Raw genomic sequence first — 24,982 nt, 5'->3', positions numbered from 1 at the left:
ACAGATTCCCGCTGACGGCGACTGACGGAAAAGATCAAGCCCCGAGCGCGTTGCCGCAGCTCAGGGCCTGATTCACCCGGCGAAAGGTGAGTGCCCCCGGCAGGATTCGAACCTGCGACACACGGTTTAGGAAACCGATGCTCTATCCCCTGAGCTACGAGGGCGTGGCGCCTCAGGGTACCCGGCAGGGTGGCGGTGGGTCGTGGGCGGGGTGCCGTACGTGCGTTTGAACGCCCTGCTGAACGCCGCCTCCGACCGGTACCCGTAGCGGTGTGCCACGGACGACAGCGGGTCCCGGGTGGTGGACAGGTGGGTGCGCGCCGCCTGCATGCGCCACCTGGTCAGGTACTGCAGGGGTGGTTCCCCGGTCTGCGCGGTGAACCTGGCCGCGAACGACGACCTCGACATTCCCGCGACCGCCGCCAGCGACGCCACGGTCCACGGCCGCTCGGGGTGGCGGTGGATGGCGTTCAGTGCCCGGCCCAGGTGCGGGTCGCGCAGCGCCGCCGGCCAGCCCTCGCGGGCTTCCGGCGCCGTGTCCAGCCACGTCCTGATCGCCTGGACGACCAGGATGTCGGCCAGGCGCGTGATCACGGTCTCGCCGCCCGGCCGCAGGGCCGCCGCCTCGCGCGTGATGAACCGCAACGTGCTGTGCAGCCACCCCGTGGTGTCCTCGTCCCACGTGTCCACGTGCAGCACGGTCGGCAGCAACGCCACCAACCGTTGGGCCGCCACGTGGTCGAACCGGACCACGCCGTAGGTCACCGACGTCCGGGCACCGCCCCCGCCGAAGTCGAGGAACTCGTAGCAGTCGCTCACCTGGTCCACGGGGATGTCGAACAGCGGCGTGTAAGGCCCGCCGCCCCCGCTGTGGAACCGGTGCGGGGTGCCGTGCGGGATCAACGTGAGGCTGCCCTGCTCCAGCTCCCACGTCCGCCCCTCCACCTCCAGCGTGCACCGCCCGGACGTGACCACCTGGAACGCCATCAGCCCCGGCAGTTCCGGCACGGCGATCGCCCACGGCGCGGTCAGCTCCGCGCGGCAGTACAGCGTGCCGGTCAGTCGCAGCAGGTGCAGTGCCTCGCCGAGGGGGTCCATGTCGTCATCCTGCGCCGGCGCCGACCGCGAATCCACGGCCGTGGACGATCGGCAAACGGGCGCGGCGGCGCGGTCATGGCCTCCCACCAAGACCGCGCCGAAGCTGAACGCATGAGAACCGTTCTGATCATCTCGGCGCTGGTCGCCGCCGCCGTCGGCATCGGCACCCTGTTCTTCCCGCACGCCTTCCACGCCACCACGGGCATCACGCTCGACGGCCCGAACCTGCTCAGCGAGGTCCGCGCGGCCGGCGGCGGCGTGCTCGCCGCCGCGTTCCTGATGGGCCTCGGCGCGTTCCGGCGCGGGTTCGCGGTCCCCGCCGCGCTCACGGGCGCCGTGCTCTACCTGGGCTACGGGCTCGCCCGTCTCTACGGCGCCGCGGTGGACGGCCTGCCCGCCGCGCCGCTGGTCGCGGCGACGGTCGCCGAGCTGGTCCTGGGAGTGGCCTGCGTCCTGGTGGCGCGTCACCCGTCCGGCGGCCGGGCCGTGTACCACGCGTAGAACCGGGGTGGGCTGTTCGGGGGATGTGGGACCACCCTCCTTCTCCACGTCCGTGTGCTGAGGTAAGGAGGAGCCACCGACCACTGCACGGAGAGCCGTCCCATGACCGGTAGACCCTGGCCCGACTTCCGACCTGGACCACTGGGCGCGGTCGGCGCCTGGTTCCGGCGCCGGAAAGACCGTCCGGCGCCCGAGGAGTTCACGTTCGTGCCCGCCCAGTCGTCGCACGAGTACCCGTTCGAGACGCCGCTGCCCAGCGCCGTCCACGGCTTGGACTTCCGGGCGTCGTTCACGGTCTGCTGGCGCCTGGACATGCACTCGAACGCCCGCCACAACGCGCCCCGCAGCGCGGCCGTCAACGACCTCGTGCGCCGGGCCAGGGCACTCACCGAGCGGGCCATGCTCGTGCACCACGCGCCGCTGCGCCACCAGCTCGGCGACGAGCTGTCCGCCGAACGCCAGGTCGAGGGCACCCACGTGTGGGCCCGCGCCGAGGACGTGGAGCTGACCGTCGACCCCGGTGATCTGGAGATGGCGCGCAAGCACGTCGAACTGCACCAGGCCCTCACGGTCCGCGAGGCCGAGCGTGACGCCGAACGCGCCGAGATCCGCTACCTGCGCGACGAGGTGCTCACGGACCTGTCCACGGCGACGATCTGGTGGCTGTACCGCAACGGCTACCAGGTCGAGCAGGCCGTGGCGCTGGCCGAGCAGCTCGCGGCCCTGGTCCGCATCGCGTCCGAGCGGCGTGACGCGCACTGGGCTGACACGCTGGTCACGAGCTTCGAGAGCGCGCTGCCCACGTTGTCCGACGGCCACCGCCAGGACCTGCGCCTGCACCTGGCCAAGGCGCTGGGCGTCTACGGCGGCTCGTCGGTCGCCGGCGAGTTCGCCGAACAGGTCGGCCTGCCGCACGGGAACGGCGCCAAGCCCCTGCCGTGACCGGGGTCGATAGCCTGGGTGGGGTGAGCCAGAACCTGACCGGGATGCGCGGCGCGGCGGTCGCCGGCGCGCTGCGCGTCCTCGCCCGACTGACCCCGTTCGTCGAATCCGAGCTGATCGGCCTGCGGCACGTGGTGCGCCCCGGAGACGTGTGCCTCGACATCGGCGCCGCCCTCGGTCTCTACACCGTGTCGCTCGCGCGACTGGTCGGTCCACAAGGGACGGTGCACAGCATCGAACCGCTCCTGTTCGCCCATCCCGCGCTCTCCTACGTGCTGCGTCCGCGCGAGGGTCGCAACATCGTGCGCCATTCCGTGGCCCTGGGCACCCGTGAGGGCAAGGACGTCATGAGCGTCCCGGTCCGCCACGGCGTCCCGGTCACCGGCCGGTCGTTCCTCACCGCGGGCGCCGACGGCCTCGGTTCCAACGTCGAGTTCGCCGAGCACCTGGAGGTCGTGGTGCGGACCGACACGCTTGACCGTTTCCGCACGTCCAACGGGATCGACCGGATCGACTTCGTCAAAGCCGACGTCGAAGGCGCCGAATTGCGGGTGCTGCAAGGCGGTGTCGAGACCATCGAACGGTTCCGCCCCAAGCTCCTGCTGGAGATCGAGGACCGCCACCTGCACCGCTTCGGGCACCGGCCGCGGGACATCGTGGATTGGCTCGCGGAGCGCGGCTATCGGATGAGTGCGTGGCGTGACAACGCGTGGCGGCCGACCGAACGCGTGACCGAGGGTGTGCGCAACTACCTGTTCACGGCCTGACGGGCGGATATTCCACCGGTGACAACGGAAGACCCCGGTCCCTGGGGGTGGACCGGGGTCTTCCTGCGGACCGGTCCACGCGCTGGCATGGACCTCAAGCTCACACAGCGAGTATCCGCAACCGGCCGTCCGTTGGGAACCCGTCATTCGTACGAATCGACTGTCCGCCGCAGTGCTTTCGGCAAGGATTTATGCTTTTTCCCATGGCATATCGGGATTCGCGTCCACTGTGGACTGTCTCGATACGCGCACGGCGGGTTCGGAGGTGCGCGAGTGGCCCGTGTGTCGCACGATACCGAGCCCCGACGGTTCGCGAAAGTGCTTCACGTCTGCCGAAGCGCCGGCAACTGTGAACGTGGAGTGGGCTGCGGTTCCATGGTGAGATAACGGTGAATTAACGTCAGCTTGCGTGTTCGTGCGCGATGCTGGGCGGGTACGAACACGAAACGCCAAAGCGGGGAGGCGTCGTGATCAAGGTGATGCTGGCCGACGACGAAGATCTCGTCCGGTCCGGCCTTCGCATGATCCTCAGCAGCAGCGGCGACATCGAGGTCGTGGCCGAATGCGACGACGGGCACCTGGTGGCCGACCTGGCCCGCCAGCACCGCCCGCACGTCGTGCTGCTCGACATCAGGATGCGGTCCTCGGACGGGTTGATGGCCCTGCGCCGGCTGCGCGCCATCCCGGACCCGCCCCGGATCGCCATGCTCACCACGTTCGACGTGGACGAGTACGTGTCCGAGGCCCTGCGCCTGGGAGCGTCGGGATTCCTGTTGAAGGACACCGAACCCGAACAACTGGTCAAGGCCGTGCGCGATCTGGCCCGCGGCGGAGCCGTGCTGGATCCCGGTGTCGCCGCCCGGGTGCTGGCCGCGGTCGCCGACGGCGAACGGGCCGCGGAGCCCGCGCGCCGGCTTCTCGCCTCGCTGTCGGAACGGGAGCGCGAAGTCCTCGTGCTCATCGGACAGGGCATGTCGAACGCCGAGATCGGCGGGACACTGCACCTCTCCGAGGCGACGGTCAAGGGTTATGTGTCCTCGGTGCTCGGCAAGATCGGTGCGGTCAACCGCGTGCAGGCGGCCTTGGTCGCCTTCCGCGGCGGCCTGATCGCCTGACAAGACACAACAGCAACCCGAGGCCCCGGTCGTGCCACCCAGCACGCGACCGGGGCCTCGCTTCATGCCCGCACAAGTCGGCCAGGAAGCCCGCACCACCACGACCGACCCGGGACCACACGGTGCCCGAACGCACATTTCACGGTGTCTGAACGCACAACTCGCGGTGTCTGAACGTATTCACGCAGGATCACCCCTCGACCGACGCCACGTCGATCGAAGGCTCCACCTCGACCCGATTCCGCCCCTGCCGCTTGGCCCGGTACAACGCGATATCCGCCGCCCCGAACAACAGGTCGAGCTTCGCCGGCCCAGCCGCCACCCCGATACTCACTGTCGGCCGCCGAACACTCCCCAACACCAACGTCCAATCATGCGCATCGACCGCCGCCCGAATACGTTCCGCCACAGTCGGCCCCGTGTCCGGCGCATCCCCACCAAGCAACACGACGAACTCGTCCCCGGCCCACCGCGCCACCAGATCATCGGCCCGGCACTCACGGCGGAGAAGCGTGGCGATCTCCCGCAACGCGGCATCCCCCGCCGCATGTCCCGCGTCGTCGTTGACACCCTTGAACCAGTCCACGTCGACAAGTACCAGCCAAGGCACACGCCCCTTGGCCGCCGTGCTCTCCAACAACACCGGCGCCGCCCGCTCCAGCCCGAGCCGATTGGCCAGCCCCGTCAACGGATCCCGCGTAGCCGCCTCCTGAGCCGCCACCGCGAGCCGCTGCGCGGCCACCGCCACACGTCGCTGCTCCAACGCCTGCCCAAGCCCCTCCTGGAGGGTCTCCAGCACGGTGCGTCCCGCCGCGACCGAACGACGCAGGGCCGCCGCCTCACCCACTGAGTCGTTCATCCGTGCGCACAGGTCGGCGAGATCCAGCGAGAAACGCAGCAACAACGACGTGTCGTTGATCATCTCGGCCGACGCGACCGCACGGCTCGCGAGCGTGCGCGCCGTCGCCGGGTCGTCGCGATCACGGGCCACCCCCGCCAGGACCCAGTTCGCCACGGCCATGGCCCAGTGGTCGCCGGCCGCCCGCGCTTGGGCGAGTGTGTCCGTCGCGACCTCCTCCGCACGCTCCGACTCGCCCATGCCCGCGAGCGAACGGCTGTAGGCGCCCATGAGCGCCAAGCGCATCAGCCGGTCCTCGGCCAGCTCCAAGCCTTCGCGCAGGCATTCGGCCGCCTCGGTGAACACGGCCGGCGCGACCTCGGCCGGTGCGGCGATGGCGCGGAAGTTGAGCGTTCCGCCGAGCCCCTGGAGGCAGTGGCCGAGGATCTCGCGGTCGCCGGACCGGCGGGCCACGTCGACCGACAGGCGGAGCATGTCGATGGCCGCACGCCGGTTGCCGATGCCTTCGAGCAGGTATGCGAGCGCGTGCATGGCGCGTGCGGCGGCGGGGTTGTCGCCCGCGTCCGAGTCCAGGTCGCTCCAGCCCTCGGCGGCCAGTTCGAGCGCCAGCGGGATGCGGCCCAGGCGCCACGCGAGCTTGGCCCGGTCGATCAGGACGGCCGAGCGCTCCCACCGGTCCCCGGCCTCGGGGCGGGTGCTCACGACCCGGTCGAACAGCCGGTTGGCCTCGGGCAGGCGACCGGCGTTGAGCAGCGTTCTGACCTCGTGGTCGGGCGGCGCTGCCGTGGCGGGCGGTTCCGGTCGGTCCACTCCTGCTGACGCTCCATTCCGACTGGGCGGGACGGGGTACGCGGACCCGCCCGCCGCCGGCGCGGTACCGGACAGGCTACCGGGCGGAACGCGGTGTGTACCGCTCCTCGTGCAGGACGTCGTCGAGTGGCATCCTGGTCCGCCAGCCGTGCCGTTCCAGGTCCGGCGTGTCCGGCAACGCCGCGACCGGGCCGACGCACAGCCACGCCACCGGTCGCACGCCGGACGGGATGTCGAGCAGGCGGCGCAACGCGTCCTCGCGGTAGAAGCTGACCCAGCCGACGCCCAGGCCCTCGGCGGTCGCGGCCAGCCACAGGTTCTGGATGGCCAGGCACACCGAGTACAGGCCCGCGTCGGCGATCGCGTGCCTGCCGAGCACGGCCGGCGCGCCGCGTCGCGGGTCGTAGGTGACGACGACGCCGAGCGTGGCTTCCAGGATGCCTTCGACCTTGATCCGCTTGAACACCCCGGCCAGGTCGTCGTCCAGGCCGGCCGCGAACACGCTGCGTTCCGCCAACACGTGGTCGCGGAACGCACGGCGCGTCTCCTGGCCGCGTACGACGATGAAGTCCCACGGTTGGGTGAGTCCGACGCTCGGCGCGGCGTGGGCGGCGGTGAGCACGCGACGCAGGACGTCCGCGTCGACCGGTGCGCCGGTGAACTCGGCCCGGGTGTCCCGGCGACGGTGCAGGACGTCGTAGAAGTTCATTCGAGGCATCGTGCCTCACTCGATGGTCTGATCTTTGATCACGGACGGTGGCGTCGGTCTCAACGGTGCCTGCACCTCGTCGTCCGGCGAGTGCCGCCACTGCGTGAACGGGCGGTCGAGGTGCCACCGCGTCCCGTCGTGGCTGAGCACCCGGTCCTCGCAGGTGTCGAGGTTGGACAGTGACTCGAAGAGTTCGATGCTCCAGCCGAACAGCCGTCGGCACAGCAGCCGGATCGTCAGTCCATGCGAGACGACCAGCGCGGTGGACGGGTGCGCCGGGTCGGCCATCCGGGTTTCCAGGTCGGCGAGGAACGCGGCGAGCCGGTCGTCGACGTCCGCACCGGACTCGCCGTTGGGCAGCCGGAAGAAGAAGTGCCCGAACGCGTGCCGCTGGTGCTTGAGGACTTCCTGCTGGACCGGGTCCTGGAGGTTGCCCCAGTCCTGTTCGCGCAGACGCGGTTCGTACACGACGCGTTCGGCCAGCGAACCGAGCGCGAGGTTGCGCAACGTGGACCGCGTGCGCACGTACGGGCTGACGTAGACCGCCACCGGGGCGTCGCCGACCAGCGTCTTGACGCGGGGTGCCGCCGCCCTGGCCTGTTCTTCGCCCAGGGGTGTGAGAGGCAGCGCGTGGTCGGGTATCCGGCAGTACGCCAGCTCGTCGACGTTGCCGAGCGACTGCCCGTGGCGCAACAGGATGATCCGCACTCCACCATCGTGCCGGTGTTACAGTCCGACGGTGCTACCTGAGGAAAGGTGTCACATGATCGAATGCCTCGCTCCGTACCGGGAACCGGTGGCGGCATGATCGCGGTGGTCGTCGGCGGCGGCACCATGGGCGCCGGGATCGCGCACCTGCTGCTCGCGGGCGGGCACGAGGTCGTGCTCGCCGAGTCCGGGGCCGACCGGGTCACCGCCGCGCGCGACGCCGTGGCCCGCTCGCTGGCCAAGGCCGCCGAACGCGGCAAGATCGACCGGTCGCCCGAGTCCCTGCTCGCCGCGCTCACCGTGGTGGACCGGCTCGCCGCCGTGCCCGCCGAGCTGGTGATCGAGGCCGTCCCGGAGGACGCCGCCCTCAAGCACGCCGTGCTCGCCGAGGCCGCAAACGCTTGCCCCGACGCGATCCTGGCGTCCAACACCTCCTCGCTGTCGATCACCCGCCTGGCCGCGGGCCTGCCCGCCGAGCGCGTCCTGGGCCTGCACTTCTTCAACCCCGTGCCGGTCCAGCCGCTGGTCGAACTGGTCCGCCACCCCGGCGTCGCGCCGGAGACCGTCGCGACCGCGCGGACCTGGGTCGAGGGCCTGGGCAAGACCGTGATCGAGGTGAACGACGCACCCGGTTTCGCCACCTCGCGGCTGGGCGTCGCGGTCGGCCTGGAGGCGATCCGCCTGCTCGCCGAGGGCGTCGCGTCCGCCGAGGACATCGACACCGGCATGCGCCTGGGCTACGGCTGGCCCATGGGCCCGCTGCGGCTGACCGACCTGGTGGGCCTGGACGTCCGCCTCGCCATCGCCGAACACCTGGCCGCCGAGCTGGGCGACCGCTTCACCCCGCCCGACCTCCTGCGCGAGAAGGTCGCCCGCGGCGAACTGGGCCGCAAAACCGGCCAGGGCTTCTTCACCTGGTAACCCCCCACCCCCAATCGCGCGAGTTATGCACTCAGACACCGCGAGTTGTGCGTTCAGACACCGCGAGTCCTCCACTCAGGCACCCTGAACCACGCGTTCGGACACCTCGAACCACGCTTCGGGCCGCACCGTCCCCTCGCGACCCCGCAGGTCATGCCCGGCCACCCCGAAACCCGCACCCGATCACCCCGATCCCGGCTGGTAAGCAGGACTTCGTGCCGATCAGAACCCTCACCGACGACGACGCCGAGCCCGTAGACCGCCTGCGCAAGGTCGCGTTCGGCCGCGCGACCGGCCGCAACCCGCTCCAACCCGGCGTACGCGGCCTCCTCACCGAGATCGACGGCCACGCCGTAGGCGTGCTCACGATCAAGGACTTCCACCAGTTCCACGGCGGCACCCCGGTCCCCATGGGCGGCGTGGGCCTGGTGGCCGTCGACCCGCACGCGCGGGGCACCGGCGTCGCCTCGGCGATGCTCGACCACGCCCTGAGGGACATGCGCGACCACGGCCAGGTCCTGTCCGCCCTCTTCGCCACCGTGCCCGGCCTCTACCGCTCACGCGGCTGGGAACGCGCGGGTGTGCTGGAGTGGATCGAACTCGGCCTCGACCGGCTGCCACGCTCCGGCCCCCGCGTGCGCTCCCGCGCCCTGTCCGAAGCCGACCTGCCCGCCCTGCACGCCTGCTACGTCGACCTCGCCTCCACCGTGAACGGCCTCCTGGACCGCCGCCCGCCCACCTTCGACCCCCGGCACCTGCTCGACGCCGACGTCGTCTCGGTCGTCCCCGGCCACGACGGCGAGGTCCGCGGCTACCTCGTCGCCGAACGCGACCGCACCGAACTGCGGGTCCACGACCTGGTCGGCCGCGACGCGACCACGCTCCAGGGCCTGATCGCCGAACTCGGGAGCTGGAGCGGCGTCCTCGACAAGATCTCCGTCCGGGTGACCGACCCGGCCGTCACCGGCCTGCTCACCGGACAGGGCATCAAGTACACGTCGACGGTCTCGCCCTGGCTGCTGCGCGTGGTCGACCTCCCCGCCGCCGTCGCCCTCCGGGGCTGGCCCGTCGCACGACACCTCGCCAACGCGGCCGTCGACCTCGACGTCGTCGACGAGCACGCCCCCTGGCACGCCGGACGCCACCGGCTCGTCGTCGAGGACGGCCAGGTCCGCGTGGAACCCGGCGGCACGGGCGAGGTCCGCGTGCACGCCCGCGCGTTGGGCGCCTGGTACAGCGGCATGCAGGACACGAACGCGTTGCGCCGCGCGGGACTGCTCGACGGCCCGGCCGGGTTGCTCGACCTGCTGGTGGGCGTGCCCGGCGTGCCGAGACTGGCGGACTTCTTCTAGCCTCGGCAGCCGTGCTCACCGCCCTGGAACTGATCGGCATCGCCGTGTTCGCCGCGTCCGGCGCGCTCGCGGCCGTGCGGGCGCGGCTGGACGTGTTCGGCGTGATCGTGCTGGCCCTGACCACGGCGTTGGGCGGCGGTCTGACCAGGGACGTGCTGCTGGGCGTGCACCCGCCGACCGCGCTGGTCACCTGGCCGTACCTGGCCGTGGCGGGCGGCACCGGGCTGGTGGTGTTCTGGTATCACCCGACCGTGGCCAAGCTGCGGCGGTCGGTGCTGCTGCTCGACGCCATCGGCCTGGGCCTGTTCGTCACGGCCGGCACGACCACGGCCCTGCTCCTGGGCACGCCCGAGTACACCGCGTGCCTGATCGGCGTGGTCACGGGCATCGGCGGCGGCGTGCTGCGGGACGTGCTGCTCCGGGAGATCCCGCTCGTCCTGCGGCAGGAGATCTACGCGGTGGCGGCGTTGGGCGGCGCGCTGGTCGTCGTGCTCGGCCACGTCGCCGGCCTGCCCGCCGGGCCGGTGTCGATCCTGGCGTCGGCGTTGATCGCCGGCGTCCGGCTGCTCGCGCTGTGGCGGCGGTGGAACGCGCCGACCGCACCGAAACTTGACGGATAGCTCACACCTGCCTCTCAGGCGCCTCTCAGGCCGGCGGACAACACTGAGGCAATGCGCATCCTCGTTGTCGACGACGACCGGGCCGTGCGTGAGTCGCTTCGTCGCTCACTCCAGTTCAACGGCTACCAGGTCGACCTGGCCGGCGACGGCCTCCAAGCCCTCGAATCGGTCGTCGACCAGCGACCCGACGCGATGGTGCTGGACGTGATGATGCCGCGGCTCGACGGCCTCGAAGTGTGCCGCCGGCTGCGCAGCACCGGCGACGACCTGCCCATCCTGGTGCTCACCGCGCGGGACGCGGTCAGCGACCGGGTGTCCGGGCTCGACGCCGGCGCCGACGACTACCTGCCCAAGCCGTTCGCGTTGGAGGAACTCCTCGCCCGGCTGCGCGCGCTGCTGCGCCGGGCCGGCCCGGACGACCAGGACGACGAGCGGAAGCGCTCGGTGCTGCGGTTCGCCGACCTCGAACTCGACCCGGGCACGCGCGACGTGCGCCGCGGGGAGCGGCCGATCAGCCTGACGCGCACCGAGTTCGCGCTGCTCGAACTCTTCCTGGGCCACCCCAAGCAGGTGCTGACCCGCAGTCGCATCCTGGAGGACGTGTGGGGGTACGACTTCCCGACCTCGGGCAACGCGCTGGAGGTGTACGTCGGCTACTTGCGCCGCAAGACCGAGGCCGAGGGCGAACCCCGGCTGCTGCACACGGTCCGCGGCGTGGGCTACGTGCTGCGGGAGACCCCTCCGTGATCGAACCGGCGCCGAGCCGGTTGCAACGGGTCTCGCTGCGTGCCCGCGTGACGCTGCTGGCCGCGTTCTGCGTGGCCGGCGCCGTGGCCGTGGTGTCGCTGGGCGCCTACATGACCGTGAGCCAGAACGTCCGCGACCAGTTCGACGAGAACCTGCGCCAACGCGCGCAGGCGGCGGTGACCGCACCCAAGGTCAACTACGACCTGGACGAGATCCCCGGCGCGTTCCTCGCGGCCGGCGACATCCGCATCGGCGTGCTCGACGTCAGCGGCAAGATCTCGTTCCCGGCGGACACCGTCCGCCCGCCGACCAGCGAGTCGGACCTGGCCGTGGCGCGCGGCGAGGAGCTGGAGAACATCTGGACGGACACGCGCACGGATTCACGCGTGCTCTCCGTGCCTTACGGCGACGGGCAGGCCATGGTCATGGCCCAGTCCATGAAGCCGATGAACACCACGCTGGGCAAGTTGTCCGTCGTGCTGTTCGTGATCAGCGGCCTGGGCGTGCTGGTCGCCGCGGCGGCGGGCACGGCCGTGGCGCGCACCGGCCTGCGTCCCGTGCAGCGGTTGACCGACGCGACCGAACGGGTCGCGCTGACCGGCGACCTGCGGCCGATCCCGGTGACGGGTGACGACGAGCTGGCCCGGCTGACCGCGCGGTTCAACGCGATGCTGGGCGCGGTCGCCGAGTCGCAGGAGCGGCAGCGGCGGCTGGTCGCCGACGCCGGGCACGAGCTGCGCACGCCGTTGACGTCCATGCGCACCAACCTGGAACTGCTGCTGGCCTCCGAGCAGCCGGGCTCGCCGACGCTGTCCGACGAGGACAAGGCCGAGATCAACGCCGACGTGCGGGCACAGCTCGACGAGCTGACCACGCTGATCGGCGACCTGGTCGAACTCGCCCGCGAGGACGCGCCCCAGGTCGTACACGAACCGGTCGACCTGGTCGAGGTCGTGGAACGGGCGTTGGACCGGGCGCGGCGGCGGGCCGTGGTCGACGTGACGTTCCGCGTGAACCTGCTGCCGTGGTCGCTGCTGGGCGATTCCAGCGCGTTGGAGCGCGCGGTGCTCAACCTGCTCGACAACGCGGTCAAGTTCAGCCCGGAGGGCGGCGTGGTGCGGGTCGAGCTGCGGCCGTTGGGCGACGGCAGCGCGGTGCTGGAGGTGGCCGACTCGGGGCCGGGCATCGCGGACGGCGACCTGCCGCACGTGTTCGAGCGCTTCTACCGGTCGTCCGAGGCCAGGACGCTGCCGGGCTCGGGGTTGGGGCTCGCGATCGTGCAGCAGGCGGCCGACCGGCACGGGGGCGTGGCGTACGTGGGCCGGGCGCCCGAGGGCGGTGCGTTGTTCACGCTGCGGCTGCCGGGGCATCCCTGATCATGGTGCGGCGTGGGACGCTCGCCGACGGGCGGGAGATCTTCCACTACTTCGACGTCGGGTCCACGCCTGTGCCCCCGGCGCCGGATCTGCGGGAACTGCCACCCGTGCGGGTGGAATCGGAGATCCGCCGCGACCCGTTGACCGGGCAGTGGGTGGCGATCGCGGCGCACCGGCAGGCGCGGACCTACCGGCCGCCCGCCGACCTGTGCCCGCTGTGCCCTTCACGGCCGGGTTCCGCGACCGAGGTGCCGACGTCCTACGACGTGGTCGTGTTCGAGAACCGGTTTCCGACGTTCGCCCCGGACGTGCCCGGCGAGGTTTCGCCGTCACGCGCGCCAGGACGCGGCCGGTGCGAGGTCGTGTGCTTCACGCCGGAGCACGACGGATCTTTCGCCCGGTTGGGTCCGGTGCGGGTGCGGACCGTGATGGAGGCGTGGGCGGACCGGACGTCGGCGTTGGGCGCGTTGCCCGACGTGGCCCAGGTTTTCCCGTTCGAGAACCGGGGCGCGGAGATCGGCGTGACGCTCTCCCACCCGCACGGGCAGATCTACGCCTACCCGTTCGTGACTCCCCGGACGGAACAGATGCTGTCCGTCGCCGAGGACCACCTGGCGTCGACCGGACGTCCCCTGATGGGCGATGTCCTTGCGGTGGAACGGAATGGACCCCGGGTGATCGCGGAAAGCCCGTACTGGACGGCGTTCGTGCCGGTCGCGGCGCGGTGGCCGGTCGAGGTGCACGTCGTGCCACGTCGGCACGTGCCCGATCTGCCCGCTTTGAGCGCCGAGGAACGGGCGGACTTCGCCGAGCTGTACCCGGCGGTGCTGCGGCGGCTGGACGCCTTGTACGACAAGCCTTTGCCTTACATCGCGGCGTGGCACCAGGCACCCGTCCGAGTGGGGCATGACGCGTTGTGGCTGTTCCTGGAGGTGTTCTCCGTGCGGCGTGCGGCGGACAAGCTCAAGTACCTGGCCGGGTCCGAGTCGGGCATGGGCGTGTGGATCAACGACGCCACGCCGGAGGACGTCGCCCGCAGACTCCGCGAGGTTCACAACTGATGCCCAGTTTCGTTTAAGGCTCCTCTCAGGCGCGCACCCCAGAGTGGTGGACATGACCGAGAACGAGCCTCAGCGGCCGGAGTCGAACCCGTCGTCGGACGGCTCGGACCCCGGTCGTGACCGTCCCGAGTGGACGGACAGGAACTCCGGTGCCGACGCCGTGCAGGGCGGCGTCGCACCGGCCGCGGGGGCGACCGTCCCCCGCGACCCCGGTTCGCGGGACGTCGTGCAGGGCGACGCCGCCGGACCGGACCGGTCGGCCGCGCCGGGAGCCTGGCAGGGTGCCCCCGCGCGACCGGCCGAAAACTCGTCCTCCGGACGATCTCCAGCCGCGTCGGGGTCGGGCGTGGCAGCGCCCGGTTCCACGCGGCCGGCGGACTTCTCCACCCAGGAGGTGGAATCGGGCCCGACCGCGACGCACGGTCTGCCCGGCGCTTCGACCGGTTCCACCGTCGGCGGGGGTTCCGCGACGGGCCACCCGGCCGCCGACGCGTTCGGCGGCGAGGGCTCCTCGTCCGGCGGTTCTCCCGAGGCCGAGGGCGCTTCGCCCGGTGTGGGCCACCCCTCCGGCGGCTCGTTCGCGAGCGGCTCGTCGGCGGGTGGCGTCGACCGGGGTCCTTCGGTCGGCACGGGCCACCCGTCCGGGCCCGGTGGTGACCAGGGAGCCGCGGGCGGTCCGTACGGGAACGCCGATGGCCAGGCCGCCACGACGGCGTTCGGCACCTACGGCCAAGCCGCACCGCACGGCGCCGCGGCGAGTCCTTGGGAACGTCCCTCCACCGACTCGGGAGCCTGGGCGCAGCAGGGCTTTCCGCGGCACCCCTACCAGGGTGTTCCGGGTCAGCCCCAGTCCTTCGGGGCTCCCGTGCCGCGGGCGCCCAGGAGCCGGGGGCGGGTCGCGGCGGGGGTCGCGGCGCTCGTCCTCGTGGTCGGCGGGCTGGCCGGCGGCATCGGCGGCTACGTCGGGTACCAGGCCGCGAACGACCGGACGTCCGCGGTGAGCAACGCGCTCGACGCGGCGCCGCCCGTGCGGCAGTCCGGCAACACGGCCGAGGGGACCATCGAGTCGGTCGCGCGGAAGGTACTGCCGACCGTGGTCCAGGTGCAGCTCAGCGGCGGCACCGGGTCCGGCTTCGTGATCAGCTCCGACGGGCTCGTGCTGACCAACAACCACGTCGTCGAGTCGGCCGCGAGCGGCGGCGCGATCAAGGTGCAGTTCCAGGACGGCAAGATCGCCGACGCCCGCATCGTGGGTCGTGACCCGTCGTCCGACCTGGCCGTGATCAAGGTCCAGGGCGTGTCCGGGCTGCCGACCGCCGAACTCGGCTCGTCCGGCGACCTGAAGGTCGGTCAGCAGGTGGTGGCCGTCGGTTCGCCGTTCGACCTGGCCGGCACGGTCACGTCCGGCATCGTCAGCTCGCTCGACCGGCCGGTGCGCGCGGGCGGCGAGCAGGGCAGCCAGGCCACCGTGCTCAACGCCGTGCAGACCGACGCCGCGATCAACCCCGGCAACTCCGGCGGGCCGCTGGTCGACATGAACGGCCGCGTGATCGGCATCAACTCCGCGATCTACAGCCCCAACTCCAGCCAGACGTCGCAGGGCGGCTCGGTCGGCATCGGCTTCGCCATCCCGATCGACCAGGCCCGGCGCACGGCCAAGGAACTCAGCGAGACCGGCAAGGCCACCCAGACCGTGCTCGGCGTGCAGGTCACCGACGTCCAGGAGGGCGGCGCGCAGGTCCGCGAGGTCTCGGGCGGCGGCGCGGCCGAGCAGGCGGGCGTCAAGGCGGGCGACGTGATCACCAAGTTCGGCGACCGCCCGATCGACACGTCCGACGCGCTCGTGGCCGCCGTGCGGTCCCGGGCACCGGGCGACAAGGTCAAGCTCACGATCGGCGACAAGACCGTGGAGGTCACCCTCGGCAGCCAGCCTGTCGAGACCCGCTGACCCCACCGCAGACCCCGGCCCGACGTGCCCCGGGTCGGTACCGCGATCGCACACCGGGCGGCCACCCCTCACCGCCCGGTGTGCGATCTCGCATGTCCCGCCGGGTGCGTCGACACGTCCCGGTTCCGACGAAACCTTCCGACCGCCGATTGGCTACGGTGACCAGCATGGAACGCAGCGCGCAGCGCCTGGGACGCGCCCTTGTCGTGATCGTGGACGACCGGGTGGCGCACGGTGAGCACGACGACAGCACGGGACCGCTGGTCACCGAGTTGCTTGAGGAGGCGGGTTTCATCGTCGACGGCACGGTCGCCGTCGAAGGCGAGGTCGTCGGCATCCGGGCCGCGCTCAACACGGCGGTCATCGGCGGTGTCGACCTCGTGGTGACGGTGGGCGGCACCGGCGTGTCGCCCCGCGACGTCACGCCGGACGCCACGCAGGGCGTCCTCGACCGGCCGATCGCCGGCATCGCGGAGGCATTGCGCGCGTCGGGTCTGGCGGCGGGTGCGGTCGACGCGGGCATCTCGCGCGGCCTGGTCGGCGTGTCGGGCAGCACCCTGGTGGTGAACCTGGCGGGTTCACGATCGGCGGTCCGCGACGGCATGGCCACCTTGACGGCGCTGGTGCCTTACGTGATCGAGCAACTCTCGGGCTTGGACGAGGCGTGACGACGCCCCCGCCGGACCCGACGGCCGAAGCGGCGGCCCGACGCCGCCGCCTGGCCGAGGTGTTCGGCGAGGTCCTGCCCGAGTCGGACGACCCGCCCCCGTCCGCACGGGCGGACGAGTGGTACGAGGAGAACCGCCCCCCGCACCACGGCACCTGAAGCCCGAGGCCCGGACCGGGCCGGAGCCCCGACCCGGTCCGGCCCGACCGTCTGCCACCGGAAGCGGCACCTGTGTCCTCCGGCTGTGCCGTCTCGGGAACCCGAGTCCCGGACGGCTGTTTCGGAACGCGGCACGTTTTCGGTCCGGTCCCGGCGGCTGTCGTCCGGCGCGGTACGCGGCCGACCACCTCGCGACCCCACCGGCCCCCGTCCGCGAGTGCCGGCCGGGTTCCTCCCGTCGTACGACCTGGTCGGTCGTCGTCACGTGTCGCGCAATCCGGATGCCGCCCCGACTTCACCGGGGATGGCTCGACCGGTCACCCACGTACGCCGCCCGCCCGATGCGCCGATCCGGATCGGCGTGGTCGCCGACCGCTGGACCTGGCCGCCCGGGTCCTCGACTTCCGCTTCTCCCGAACCGGTCGGCGGGGATCACACCCGCCGACCGGTGCGAACTCGTCGGTGCGGTGATCCGCCCGGGGACGAACCGGGGCAGACCTCGATGGTCGGCGGAATACTCACCTGGTCGTGGGAATCTGCCGATGGTCAGTCGCGGCGCTGCTGGGCGGCCAGGAGGTCGCGGATCTCCTTGAGCAGTTCCACGTCGGTCGGCTCGGCGGGACCGGGCTCCTCGCCGCGCTTGCGCCGCTCCTTGATCTTGTTCATGGGCAGTACGAAGATGAAGTAGACGACCGCCGCGACGATCACGAAGTTGATCACTGCGGTGATGATCGCGCCGAAGTCGATGACGGTCTTGTCCGTGCTGCCGAGCTGGACGGCGAGGCCCTTGACGTCGTTGCCGCCGAAGAGCGCGATGAGCGGGTTGATCAGGTTCGACGTGAACGCCGTGACGATCGCGTTGAACGCGGCGCCGATGACCACGGCCACGGCCAGGTCGATGACGTTGCCGCGCATGAGGAAGTCCTTGAAGCCCTTGATCACGACTTGCTCTCCGTTCGGGAGGACGACTTGAGGGCGAGCGGGAGGTTAGCGACCCCCACGCCACCCCCTCCGACCAGCCCCGAAGATCGCACTGCCAAGGTGCCCGTGCGAGCCCACCATCCACTCGGAATGTCCACAAACGACACCCGCTCGTTCGCCGGAAGCCCCCTCCTCGAACCGCCGCCATGCCTTCTTGGGCGAGGAAGACCGCCACGACCCGCGGCGGCAACCCGACGGGTGCGGAAACCCGGCCACCTCCACCACCGGGAGAGGCCCCGACCCGCTCTCGAGGGGAGGACTGCATCGGTCGCCGATGCCGGCATGAGGTGGCTCCGCCGCGCATGCGGGGAAGGCCCGCACCAGGGCATACGGCATGGTGCGCGCCAACGGACCACCCCCGCGTGTGCGGGGAAGACTCCTTATCGCAGGCGAGTCGGTATGCGTCCGCCAGGACCATCCCCGCGTGTGCGGGGAAGACCGCGGCTGCGGCGGCGGCGCTGGCCTGATCGCGGGACCATCCCCGCGTGTGCGGGGAAGACACGTCCTTGACGTCCCGCACGCTCGCGTAGCAGGGACCATCCCCGCGTGCGCGGGGAAGACACTCCGTGTGAAACCGCTTGGAAGGCAAGTGGGAGACCATCCCCGCGTGCGCGGGGAAGACACACTTGTTGACCTGGGGTTTTGGCGGGGATTGGGTCGGCTTTCATTCGGGTTTGGCGGGGCTGGGGCGTCGAGGGTGGTGCGTCGCCAGCCTGCTTGATCCTGGCAGGTGGGTCGCCTCCTGGAGGTGGCCAGGGAGGCGACCCGGTGGTCAGGCCGGTGGTTAGTGGACGGTGACCGCCAACGGATGGGTCAGGGACTCGGTGGCCACGCGGGCCGCTGTGGTGGCGTCCGTCGACAGGACCACGACCGTGTTGTCGTGGACGGCGATCACTGTCGCGTTCTCGGCCAGCACGCCGGTTTCCGTGACCACATCCACCCGCCCGCCCGGCTTCAGCAGGGTGAGGACGGCCGGGTCCGTCGGCTTCACGGCCACGGTCGCGGTATCCGGATCCGCGGTCGTCAGGCGCGCGTCGGTGAGGATCTCGCCCGCGCCGGCGGGTGACCCCAGGGTCCTGCCCTCGGCGGACGTGGGTGTCGCGGCGCCCGGTGGGGCCAGGGTGGCGGGGATCTCCGTCGTCCGCACGTCCTCCTTGGCCAGGGGGACGCCGGGCGGCAGGTCGCGGGTCGTCAGCAGGACCGTGGTGGTCGGGGGTGCCGGACGCAGCAGCAGGAACAGGCCGGTCAGTGCCGACAGGACCGCCAAGACTTTGCGGAGGTTGTGCATGGGACCGACCGTAGGGCGGTTTCGGGTCCGGAGTGGGCGAAGGCCCCCGGGCTGTGGACAACTCGGGGGCCTGTGGACAACCTGGGGATCAGGAAGCCGCCGCGGTGGACGAAGTGGACTCGCTCTTCGTCGAAGCGGAAGAAGTGGACTCGGTCTTCGCGGACGTCGTCGTCGACGAGGAACCGGTGGCGGACGACCTGTTGTCCGTCCGGTAGAAGCCGCTGCCCTTGAACACCACGCCCACGGCGCCGTAGAGCTTGCGCAGCCTGCCGGTGCACTGCGGGCACTCGGCCAACGCGGCGTCGGAGAAGGACTGCACCGCTTCGAACCGGTGATCGCACTCGGTGCAGGCGTACTGATAGGTCGGCACGGTTGCCCCTCCACGGTTCACGATTGGCACTCCGACGTCACGAGTGCCAGGCACGATGATGCGCCGGCCGACGTACGTCACGCAAACATCACAGGTCAACGTCACAACGGGAGACGGACCACACCACGCCCCGGAGTCACCACCGCGTCCATCCGGACGTCATGCGGTTCAGCCGGAAGCACCTCCACGAACTCCTCGTCGCGCACCACCGCCACCAACGCACCCGTCGCCGCCGCCAACGTCCGGTCGTAATACCCGCCGCCCTTCCCCAACCGCACGCCCGCGTGGTCCACCGCCAACGCCGGCACGAGCACGACCGCCGCCGACGCGACGGCCGACACGCCCAGCAGCGGACCGGAAGGTTCGAGCAATCCGTATGGCCCCGCGCGCAGGGCGTCAGGCGCGTACACCGCCCAATCCAACGGTCCGTCCCCTGCCACGACCGGCAACAGGACACGGAACGCCGACAACGCGTCCAGCATCGCCCGCGACCCCGGTTCCGAGCCCACCGCCCAATACGCGCACACCGTTCCACCGGGAACGACGCCGAACGCCTCCACCGCCGCGAGCCCTTCGGCCGACATGGGCGCCGCCGGGGCACTACGCCGAGCGGCGCGCAGCCGTGCGCGCTCCGTCGTCTTCCGGTCACGTTCATCGGACGTCATCGCGATTACCCCTACGCACGCCGTTACGCTCGCTCTTCATGAGCGCCTTCCAGACAGCAATCGTGCCCGCGGCGGGACTGGGCACGCGCTTCCTCCCGACCACCAAAGCGGTGCCCAAGGAGCTGCTGCCGGTCGTCGACACCCCCGGGATCGAACTGGTCGCCACCGAGGCCGCCGAGGCGGGCGCGAGCCGGCTGGTGATCGTGACCTCGCCCGGCAAGGACTCGGTCGTCGAGTACTTCCGCCCCCAGCCGGAACTGGAATCGACGCTCGAAGCGCGCGGCAAGACCGACCTGGTCGAGAAGGTCCGCCGGGCACCCGGCCTGCTGACCGTGGAGACCGCTCTCCAGGAGAAGGCGCTCGGACTCGGCCACGCGGTCGGCTGCGCCGAGGCCAACCTGACCGACGACGACGAGGCCGTCGCCGTGCTGCTGCCCGACGACCTGGTCCTGCCGCGCGGTGTCCTCAAGACGATGGCCGGCGTGCGGGAACGGTTCGGCGGCAGCGTGTTGTGCGCGTTCGACATCCCACGCGACCAGATCTCCGCGTTCGGCGTGTTCGACGTGCGCGACACCGACGACGCCGACGTCAAGCAGGTCGTCGGCATGGTCGAGAAGCCCAAGGCGGAAGACGCCCCGTCCACGTTCGCCGCGGCCGGACGCTACCTGCTCGACCGTGCGGTGTTCGACGCGCTCAAGCGCATCACGCCCGGCGCGGGCGGCGAACTCCAGCTCACCGACGCGATCGCGCTCCTGATCGCCGAGGGCCATCCTGTCCACGTCGTGGTCCACCGCGGCGGCCGGCACGACCTGGGCAACCCCGGCGGGTTCCTCAAAGCCGCCGTCGACTTCGCGCTGGACCACCCCGACTACGGTCCCGACCTGGCCGCCTGGCTGCGGGACCGGATCGGCTGAAGTCAGGAGAAGGGCCGTACATGAGGTCAGTCGACGAGCAGCTCGCCAAGGTGATCGCCGCCGCCGTGCGGCCGGCACCGGTGCGGGTGGCGATCGCCGAGGCGCAGGGACTGCTGTGCGCCGAGGAGGTCGTCGCGGAGCGCGCGTTGCCCGGTTTCGACCAGGCGGCGGTGGACGGCTACGCGGTGCGCAGCGTGGACGTCCAGTCCGCCGCCGAGGAACCGGTGCGCCTGCCGGTGGTCGGTGAGATCGCGGCCGGGTCCCGGCAGCCCAGACGGCTGCAACCCGGCCAGGCGGTCCGCATCGCCACCGGAGCGCCCCTGCCGACGCTGGCCGACGCCGTGGTGCCCGTCGGGTACACCGACGGGCACGCGGCGAACGTGACGGTCCGCCAACCGGTGCCGTCGGCCGCGTTCGTCCGCCGCACCGGCGAGGACGTGCAGACCGGCGACGTGGCCGTGCGCCGCGGCGCGGTGATCGGGTCCGCCCAGGTCGGCCTGCTGGCCGCCGTGGGGCGCAACAAGGTCCTGGTCCACCCGAGGCCCCGGGTGTCCGTGGTGTCGATCGGCGAGGAACTCGTCGACGTCGACCGCACGCCCGGCCAGGGCCAGGTCTACGACGTCAACTCCTACGCGCTGGCCGCCGCCGCGCGGGACGCGGGTGCCGAGGTCAGCCGGGTCGGCATCCAGTCGGCCGACCCGCGCCGCCTGTTGGAGGTCGTCGAAGGACGCCTGCTGCTCTCGGAGATCGTGGTGATCTCCGGCGGCGTCGGCGGCACGATCGGCGACGAGGTGCGCGCGGCGTTGTCCGACCTGGGCGACGTGGACGTCACGCGCGTGGCCATGCACCCCGGCTCCGTGCAGGGCTTCGGGCGGCTCGGGCCCGACGCCGTGCCCACGTTCCTGTTGCCAGCCAACCCGATGAGCGCCCTCGTGGTGTTCGAGGTGCTGGTGCGGCCGTTGATCAGGGCCGCGCTGGGCAAGCGCAACCCGTACCGACGCGCGGTGAGCGCGCGCCTGCTTTCGCCGTTGACGTCGACCAAGGGCCGGCGTGGTTTCCTGCGCGGCCAACTGCTGCGCGACGCCGACACGGGCGAGTACCTGGTGCAGCCGCTGGGCACGTCCGGCTCGCACCTGCTGGCGTCGTTGGCCGAGGCGAACTGCCTGATCATGGTCGACGAGGACGTCACCGACGTGTCGTCCGGCGAAGAGGTCCTGGTCAGCTTCCTGGCCCAGAGGGGATAGATGAGCGCGGGTCTGGCGTGGGACGGCGGTCGGCACCCCGGCTGGCCGGCTCGGCTGGGTCCGCTGCGGGTCGCGGCGGGCCTGGTCGCGGTGCGCCCGCCGAGGCTGTTCGACGCCTCGGCGTGGTCGCGGCTGCGGTTACGGGACCAGGAGTACCTGGAGGAGTGGGAGCCCACGGCCGTCGGCGGCTGGGCCGAGCGCAACGCCGCGTTGTCCTGGCCGGGGCAGTGGTCGTCGCTCAAGGCGTTGGCCAGGCGCGGCCAGGCGCTGCCGTTCGTGGTCACGGTGGACGGCGAGCTGGCCGGGCAGGTCACCGTGGGCAACATCGTGCGCGGGTCGCTGCGGTCGGCCTGGGTCGGCTACTGGGTCGCGGCCGACCGGGCGGGCGGCGGCGTGGCCACGGCGGCGTTGGCCGCGGTCGTCGACCACTGCTTCGGCTACGCGGGACTGCACCGCCTTGAGGCGACCGTGCGGCCGGAGAACGCGGCGAGCCTGCGGGTGCTCGCGAAAGCGGGATTCCGGGAGGAAGGACTCTTCCGGAGGTATTTGGACGTGGCCGGTGATTGGCGCGATCACCTGTGCTATGCGATGACCGCCGAAGAGACCTTCCCCGAGGGACTTGTGCGCCGATTGGTCGCACAGGGGTACGTCCGAAGCGCCTGATCACAGGGCTGAGTGGACTATTCGGATCGCCCGAAAGTGGGTGATGGACCACACTTTGGTACCCATTCCGGTCGGCGAGCCTCCGACACAGGTGTGACTGTTGTGACTAGCGTGGCGTACGCACAGTGCGCGCCGCAGGCAGGGGGAGGTGACGGGGAATGCCGAGTTCGCTGATCGTGGTCGGTCTGGTCGTGGCCTGGCTGGTCGTCCTCGTCCCCGTCGTGGCACGCAGGCGCGCGGACGCGCGCAGCAGCATGGAGGAGGAGTACGACGCCATGCCTGACGCCGAGTTCGACGACTACGAGGACCCCGCCGACGAGTACGACGAGGAGGTCCACCGGCCGTACCGCCCCGGCAGGGGCGGGTTCGACCCGGAGACCGCCGCCGCCGTCGCCCAGGCGAAGTACGCCTTCCGCCGGCGTGTGGTCGCGGTCCTGCTGCTCGTGGCCCTGGCCACCGGCCTCGTCGCGGGACTGCTGTTCACGCCCGCGTGGTGGGCGCACGGCGCGGTCGACGCGACGCTGTTCGGCTACCTCGCCTACCTGCGCCGCCAGGTGCGGATCGAGGAGGACATCCGGTCCCGCCGCCAGGCCCGCCTGACCCAGGGCCGGCGCCGCCCGGCCCGCAGCCCGGAGGAAGACGACCGCCACGAGCACGACGAGGACCGCCCGGAGCCGTCGCGCCCGCGCTTCGAGCACCAGGTGCGTCCCGGCACGGTCGTCGTCGACATGGACGACGAAGACCCGGCGTTCGACGAGCTGGAGGGCTTGGACGCCCTCCCGTACCGCCGGGCCGCGGGCGAATGAGGGGGGTGGTGAAACCACCCCCCGACGCCTGATATGCTTCCCCCGCACGACGACAACCGAACACGGGGCTGTAGCGCAGTTGGTAGCGCGACTCGTTCGCATCGAGTAGGTCAGGGGTTCGATTCCCCTCAGCTCCACACATGAAGTTGCGGATGAAACCCCTGAGCGCTTGGAAATCCCAGGTCAGGCGCTCACAGGGGTTTCATCCGTATCGGGGTTTGGTCGCGGCACGTTGCGTCGCTTACCAGAACTTCCGTCGAGCTGCCTGGACCTTCATTCGGGGCGCCATGCCGGCTTCTCGCGAGGTCAACGAGAACCTTGGTGATCCTGCACGGGTGTGGTGAATCGTGTCGCACGCCCCGAATCCGGACCTTCGACACGCGGGCTCGTGGCTTGTGTCCCCGCTTCTTTGGTTTGGTCATCAGCGTTGCCGCCTTGTCGCGACGGTTCATTGGTCACGCAGGTGGGGATGGTCGCCGGGGTGATCCGCCTGCAACTCCGTCGGTCACTTGTCGCTTCGCGCGGCCTGCGTGGGGTTTTCCCTTTCGCCGGATATCCGGTCGTCCCGCCGGCGCCGGTTTCGTTCCTGGCGTTCCCGTTCGCGGCGGCCGTAGGTCGCGTTGCGGACGGTCTCTTCGTCTTCCAGGCTTGATCCGAGCGAGCCGGCGACGATGCCCACCGAGCTGCACAGCCAGACCAGGTTCAGGTACGAACCCACACCGACCGAGTGCCCGAGTGACTGGGCGAAATAGCCGCTGTCGATCAGGACGGCCGCCGCGAGCAGGGAGAGCACGTACAGGATCGCGTACATGCACGCCACCCCGAGTGCCAGTGTGGTGGCCGTGGAACCGTTGTACAGCAGCGCTTTGCGTCGCCCTGCGGATTCGGAGGGCCGGTCCCAGAGGTGGTTGTACGCGGTCAGCCACGCCGTCATGACCAGGATGGTGACCACGGTGATCGCCGCCAGCCGCAGCGGGGACAGCGCGTCCGCGAGTTGCCGGAACGAGCTGGTGACGATGCCGTAGGCGGCGGTCCCGGCCGCGGCCGCGGTGGCGCCCGCGAGGTGCGGGACGAGCCGCCACGGACGGTTGTCCCGGACCATCCCGGCCAGCAGCCGCAGCCGGCCACGCAGGCCGACCAGAGTGAGGTGGGTCGCCGACGACTGGCGTTCGCCGGGCATCCGCGGCGTCGGGGCCGGCACTTCACGCAGCCGTGCCGCCGTCCCGTGTCCGCCGTGACCGCCGTCGACCCCGGACCGGCGTGACACCAGTTGCCGCACCACGCGGACCAGCAACGCGCGTGCCCGGCGTCGCACGAGGACGGCGCCGAGGGCGGGCAGGGAGATCATCGCGACACCGTGCTCGACGTCGACTCCGGCGACGACGGGGTCGGTTCCCGCGCGCCGGGGCAGGTCGGTGACCAGGACCAGCAGGTCCCAGCCCCGGTCCTGGCGGTGCCGCTGCGACAGCGTGCGCATCGGGATGTCGCCGTTTTCGTCCAGCGGGAGCTGGTCGACCTCGTGCTCCGCCCGCCACCACGTCTGCCCGTTCACCTGGGTGGCGAAGAGTTCGGGGAGCTCGTCGGCGATCGTCGTGATCACCCGCTCCGGCCGCCCTCCGCCGGTCAGCACCCCGACGGCCACCTGGTGCGGCGCGTTCATGTGGTTCACCTCGCTCCTCGGCAGCGGCCGG

Annotated in this window: 26 protein-coding genes, 2 tRNA genes and 1 CRISPR repeat array; of the genes, 18 read left to right on the top strand and 10 right to left on the bottom strand. The window is 71.4% G+C overall.

All coding sequences use genetic code 11. The annotated features are described in order from the left end of the window. Nucleotides 1–91 precede the first annotated feature (91 nt). A tRNA-Arg gene (locus tag F4559_RS29675) sits at nt 92–164 on the bottom strand. Next, the gene (locus F4559_RS36850; RefSeq protein WP_184676359.1) at nt 127–1,098 is read right to left on the bottom strand and encodes an AraC family transcriptional regulator; all 972 of its coding nucleotides are present in this window, start codon (nt 1,096–1,098) and stop codon (nt 127–129) included. The genes F4559_RS29675 and F4559_RS36850 overlap by 38 nt, the downstream gene beginning before the upstream one ends. Nucleotides 1,099–1,209: 111 nt before the next feature. Between F4559_RS36850 and F4559_RS29665 the strand changes: the two genes are divergently transcribed. The 4 genes from F4559_RS29665 to F4559_RS29650 all read left to right on the top strand — a co-directional run bounded on the left by F4559_RS29665 (nt 1,210) and on the right by F4559_RS29650 (nt 4,423). Beyond that, nucleotides 1,210–1,599, top strand: coding sequence for a DUF4345 domain-containing protein (locus F4559_RS29665; protein ID WP_184674319.1), 390 nt, complete (start codon nt 1,210–1,212; stop codon nt 1,597–1,599). Between the two features lie 102 nt (nt 1,600–1,701). Continuing rightward, complete coding sequence (locus F4559_RS29660) at nt 1,702–2,541, top strand: hypothetical protein (RefSeq protein WP_184674317.1); 840 nt, start codon at nt 1,702–1,704, stop codon at nt 2,539–2,541. A gap of 23 nt (nt 2,542–2,564) precedes the next feature. Beyond that, complete coding sequence (locus F4559_RS29655; protein WP_221447419.1) at nt 2,565–3,308, top strand: FkbM family methyltransferase; 744 nt, start codon at nt 2,565–2,567, stop codon at nt 3,306–3,308. A 467-nt stretch (nt 3,309–3,775) separates the two neighbouring features. Next, nucleotides 3,776–4,423 carry a response regulator gene (locus tag F4559_RS29650; RefSeq protein WP_184674315.1) on the top strand — a complete coding sequence of 216 codons (648 nt, stop codon included), beginning with the start codon at nt 3,776–3,778 and terminating at the stop codon, nt 4,421–4,423. A 190-nt stretch (nt 4,424–4,613) separates the two neighbouring features. Here the strand turns inward: F4559_RS29650 and F4559_RS29645 are convergent, their stop codons facing one another. The 3 genes from F4559_RS29645 to F4559_RS29635 form a co-directional block, all read right to left on the bottom strand. After that, nucleotides 4,614–6,092 carry a GGDEF domain-containing protein gene (locus F4559_RS29645; protein ID WP_184674313.1) on the bottom strand — a complete coding sequence of 493 codons (1,479 nt, stop codon included), beginning with the start codon at nt 6,090–6,092 and terminating at the stop codon, nt 4,614–4,616. 76 nt (nt 6,093–6,168) lie between these two features. Continuing rightward, the gene (gene bluB, locus F4559_RS29640) at nt 6,169–6,801 is read right to left on the bottom strand and encodes a 5,6-dimethylbenzimidazole synthase (protein ID WP_184674311.1); all 633 of its coding nucleotides are present in this window, start codon (nt 6,799–6,801) and stop codon (nt 6,169–6,171) included. Between the two features lie 15 nt (nt 6,802–6,816). Then, nucleotides 6,817–7,509, bottom strand: a complete 693-nt coding sequence (locus F4559_RS29635; RefSeq protein WP_184674309.1) for a histidine phosphatase family protein — start codon at nt 7,507–7,509, stop codon at nt 6,817–6,819. Between the two features lie 96 nt (nt 7,510–7,605). On the opposite strand from F4559_RS29635, the gene F4559_RS29630 reads away from it, so the two are divergent. The 9 genes from F4559_RS29630 to F4559_RS29590 all read left to right on the top strand — a co-directional run bounded on the left by F4559_RS29630 (nt 7,606) and on the right by F4559_RS29590 (nt 16,360). Further along, the gene (locus F4559_RS29630; protein ID WP_184674307.1) at nt 7,606–8,430 is read left to right on the top strand and encodes a 3-hydroxyacyl-CoA dehydrogenase family protein; all 825 of its coding nucleotides are present in this window, start codon (nt 7,606–7,608) and stop codon (nt 8,428–8,430) included. Nucleotides 8,431–8,645: 215 nt separating this feature from the next. Beyond that, nucleotides 8,646–9,782, top strand: a complete 1,137-nt coding sequence (locus F4559_RS29625; protein ID WP_184674305.1) for a GNAT family N-acetyltransferase — start codon at nt 8,646–8,648, stop codon at nt 9,780–9,782. A gap of 11 nt (nt 9,783–9,793) precedes the next feature. After that, a complete protein-coding gene (locus F4559_RS29620) occupies nt 9,794–10,402 on the top strand; it encodes a trimeric intracellular cation channel family protein (RefSeq protein WP_184674303.1) in 609 nt (202 codons plus the stop codon). Nucleotides 10,403–10,453: 51 nt separating this feature from the next. Then, a complete protein-coding gene (locus tag F4559_RS29615) occupies nt 10,454–11,149 on the top strand; it encodes a response regulator transcription factor (RefSeq protein ID WP_184674301.1) in 696 nt (231 codons plus the stop codon). Continuing rightward, nucleotides 11,146–12,525 carry a HAMP domain-containing sensor histidine kinase gene (locus F4559_RS29610; protein ID WP_184674299.1) on the top strand — a complete coding sequence of 460 codons (1,380 nt, stop codon included), beginning with the start codon at nt 11,146–11,148 and terminating at the stop codon, nt 12,523–12,525. Before F4559_RS29615 ends, F4559_RS29610 begins: the two co-directional genes overlap by 4 nt. Nucleotides 12,526–12,527: 2 nt before the next feature. Then, nucleotides 12,528–13,586 (top strand): galactose-1-phosphate uridylyltransferase, encoded by a 1,059-nt coding sequence (gene galT / locus F4559_RS29605; RefSeq protein WP_184674296.1) that lies wholly within the window; start codon nt 12,528–12,530, stop codon nt 13,584–13,586. A gap of 52 nt (nt 13,587–13,638) precedes the next feature. Next, on the top strand, nt 13,639–15,534 hold the full coding sequence (locus F4559_RS36610; protein WP_184674294.1) for a trypsin-like peptidase domain-containing protein: 1,896 nt from the start codon (nt 13,639–13,641) through the stop codon (nt 15,532–15,534). 167 nt (nt 15,535–15,701) lie between these two features. Continuing rightward, nucleotides 15,702–16,202 carry a MogA/MoaB family molybdenum cofactor biosynthesis protein gene (locus F4559_RS29595; RefSeq protein ID WP_184674292.1) on the top strand — a complete coding sequence of 167 codons (501 nt, stop codon included), beginning with the start codon at nt 15,702–15,704 and terminating at the stop codon, nt 16,200–16,202. Beyond that, entirely contained in the window at nt 16,199–16,360 is a 162-nt protein-coding gene (locus F4559_RS29590) for a hypothetical protein (protein WP_184674289.1), read from the top strand. The genes F4559_RS29595 and F4559_RS29590 overlap by 4 nt, the downstream gene beginning before the upstream one ends. A 546-nt stretch (nt 16,361–16,906) precedes the next feature. Here F4559_RS29590 and mscL read toward each other — a convergent pair. From mscL to F4559_RS29570, 4 genes are all read right to left on the bottom strand, one after another. Continuing rightward, nucleotides 16,907–17,302, bottom strand: a complete 396-nt coding sequence (mscL, locus tag F4559_RS29585; RefSeq protein ID WP_184674287.1) for a large-conductance mechanosensitive channel protein MscL — start codon at nt 17,300–17,302, stop codon at nt 16,907–16,909. Between the two features lie 388 nt (nt 17,303–17,690). Beyond that, nucleotides 17,691–17,963: direct repeats of the CRISPR family, unit length 28 nt; unit sequence GGACCATCCCCGCGTGTGCGGGGAAGAC. 162 nt (nt 17,964–18,125) lie between these two features. After that, on the bottom strand, nt 18,126–18,629 hold the full coding sequence (locus F4559_RS29580; RefSeq protein ID WP_184674285.1) for an SAF domain-containing protein: 504 nt from the start codon (nt 18,627–18,629) through the stop codon (nt 18,126–18,128). Nucleotides 18,630–18,717: 88 nt separating this feature from the next. After that, nucleotides 18,718–18,999 carry an FmdB family zinc ribbon protein gene (locus F4559_RS29575; protein WP_184674283.1) on the bottom strand — a complete coding sequence of 94 codons (282 nt, stop codon included), beginning with the start codon at nt 18,997–18,999 and terminating at the stop codon, nt 18,718–18,720. Between the two features lie 101 nt (nt 19,000–19,100). After that, entirely contained in the window at nt 19,101–19,664 is a 564-nt protein-coding gene (locus F4559_RS29570; RefSeq protein ID WP_184674281.1) for a 5-formyltetrahydrofolate cyclo-ligase, read from the bottom strand. Between the two features lie 38 nt (nt 19,665–19,702). On the opposite strand from F4559_RS29570, the gene F4559_RS29565 reads away from it, so the two are divergent. From F4559_RS29565 to F4559_RS29545, 5 genes are all read left to right on the top strand, one after another. Then, nucleotides 19,703–20,578 (top strand): UTP--glucose-1-phosphate uridylyltransferase, encoded by an 876-nt coding sequence (locus tag F4559_RS29565; RefSeq protein ID WP_184674279.1) that lies wholly within the window; start codon nt 19,703–19,705, stop codon nt 20,576–20,578. A 20-nt stretch (nt 20,579–20,598) separates the two neighbouring features. Beyond that, on the top strand, nt 20,599–21,822 hold the full coding sequence (gene glp, locus F4559_RS29560) for a molybdotransferase-like divisome protein Glp (protein WP_184674277.1): 1,224 nt from the start codon (nt 20,599–20,601) through the stop codon (nt 21,820–21,822). Further along, entirely contained in the window at nt 21,823–22,485 is a 663-nt protein-coding gene (locus F4559_RS29555; protein ID WP_184674275.1) for a GNAT family N-acetyltransferase, read from the top strand. Between the two features lie 158 nt (nt 22,486–22,643). Further along, nucleotides 22,644–23,291: a divisome protein SepX/GlpR gene (sepX, locus tag F4559_RS29550; protein WP_184674273.1), complete on the top strand. Its 648-nt coding sequence runs from the start codon at nt 22,644–22,646 to the stop codon at nt 23,289–23,291. A 64-nt stretch (nt 23,292–23,355) separates the two neighbouring features. Continuing rightward, nucleotides 23,356–23,428, top strand: a tRNA-Ala gene (locus F4559_RS29545). 368 nt (nt 23,429–23,796) lie between these two features. Here F4559_RS29545 and F4559_RS29540 read toward each other — a convergent pair. Then, entirely contained in the window at nt 23,797–24,951 is a 1,155-nt protein-coding gene (locus tag F4559_RS29540) for a hypothetical protein (RefSeq protein WP_184674271.1), read from the bottom strand. Nucleotides 24,952–24,982 lie beyond the last annotated feature (31 nt).

It is taken from the genome of Saccharothrix violaceirubra (assembly GCF_014203755.1).
Taxonomy (GTDB): domain Bacteria; phylum Actinomycetota; class Actinomycetes; order Mycobacteriales; family Pseudonocardiaceae; genus Actinosynnema; species Actinosynnema violaceirubrum.
Note: the sequence above shows the minus strand (reverse complement) of the source record. Positions and strands in the feature narration are given on the sequence as shown.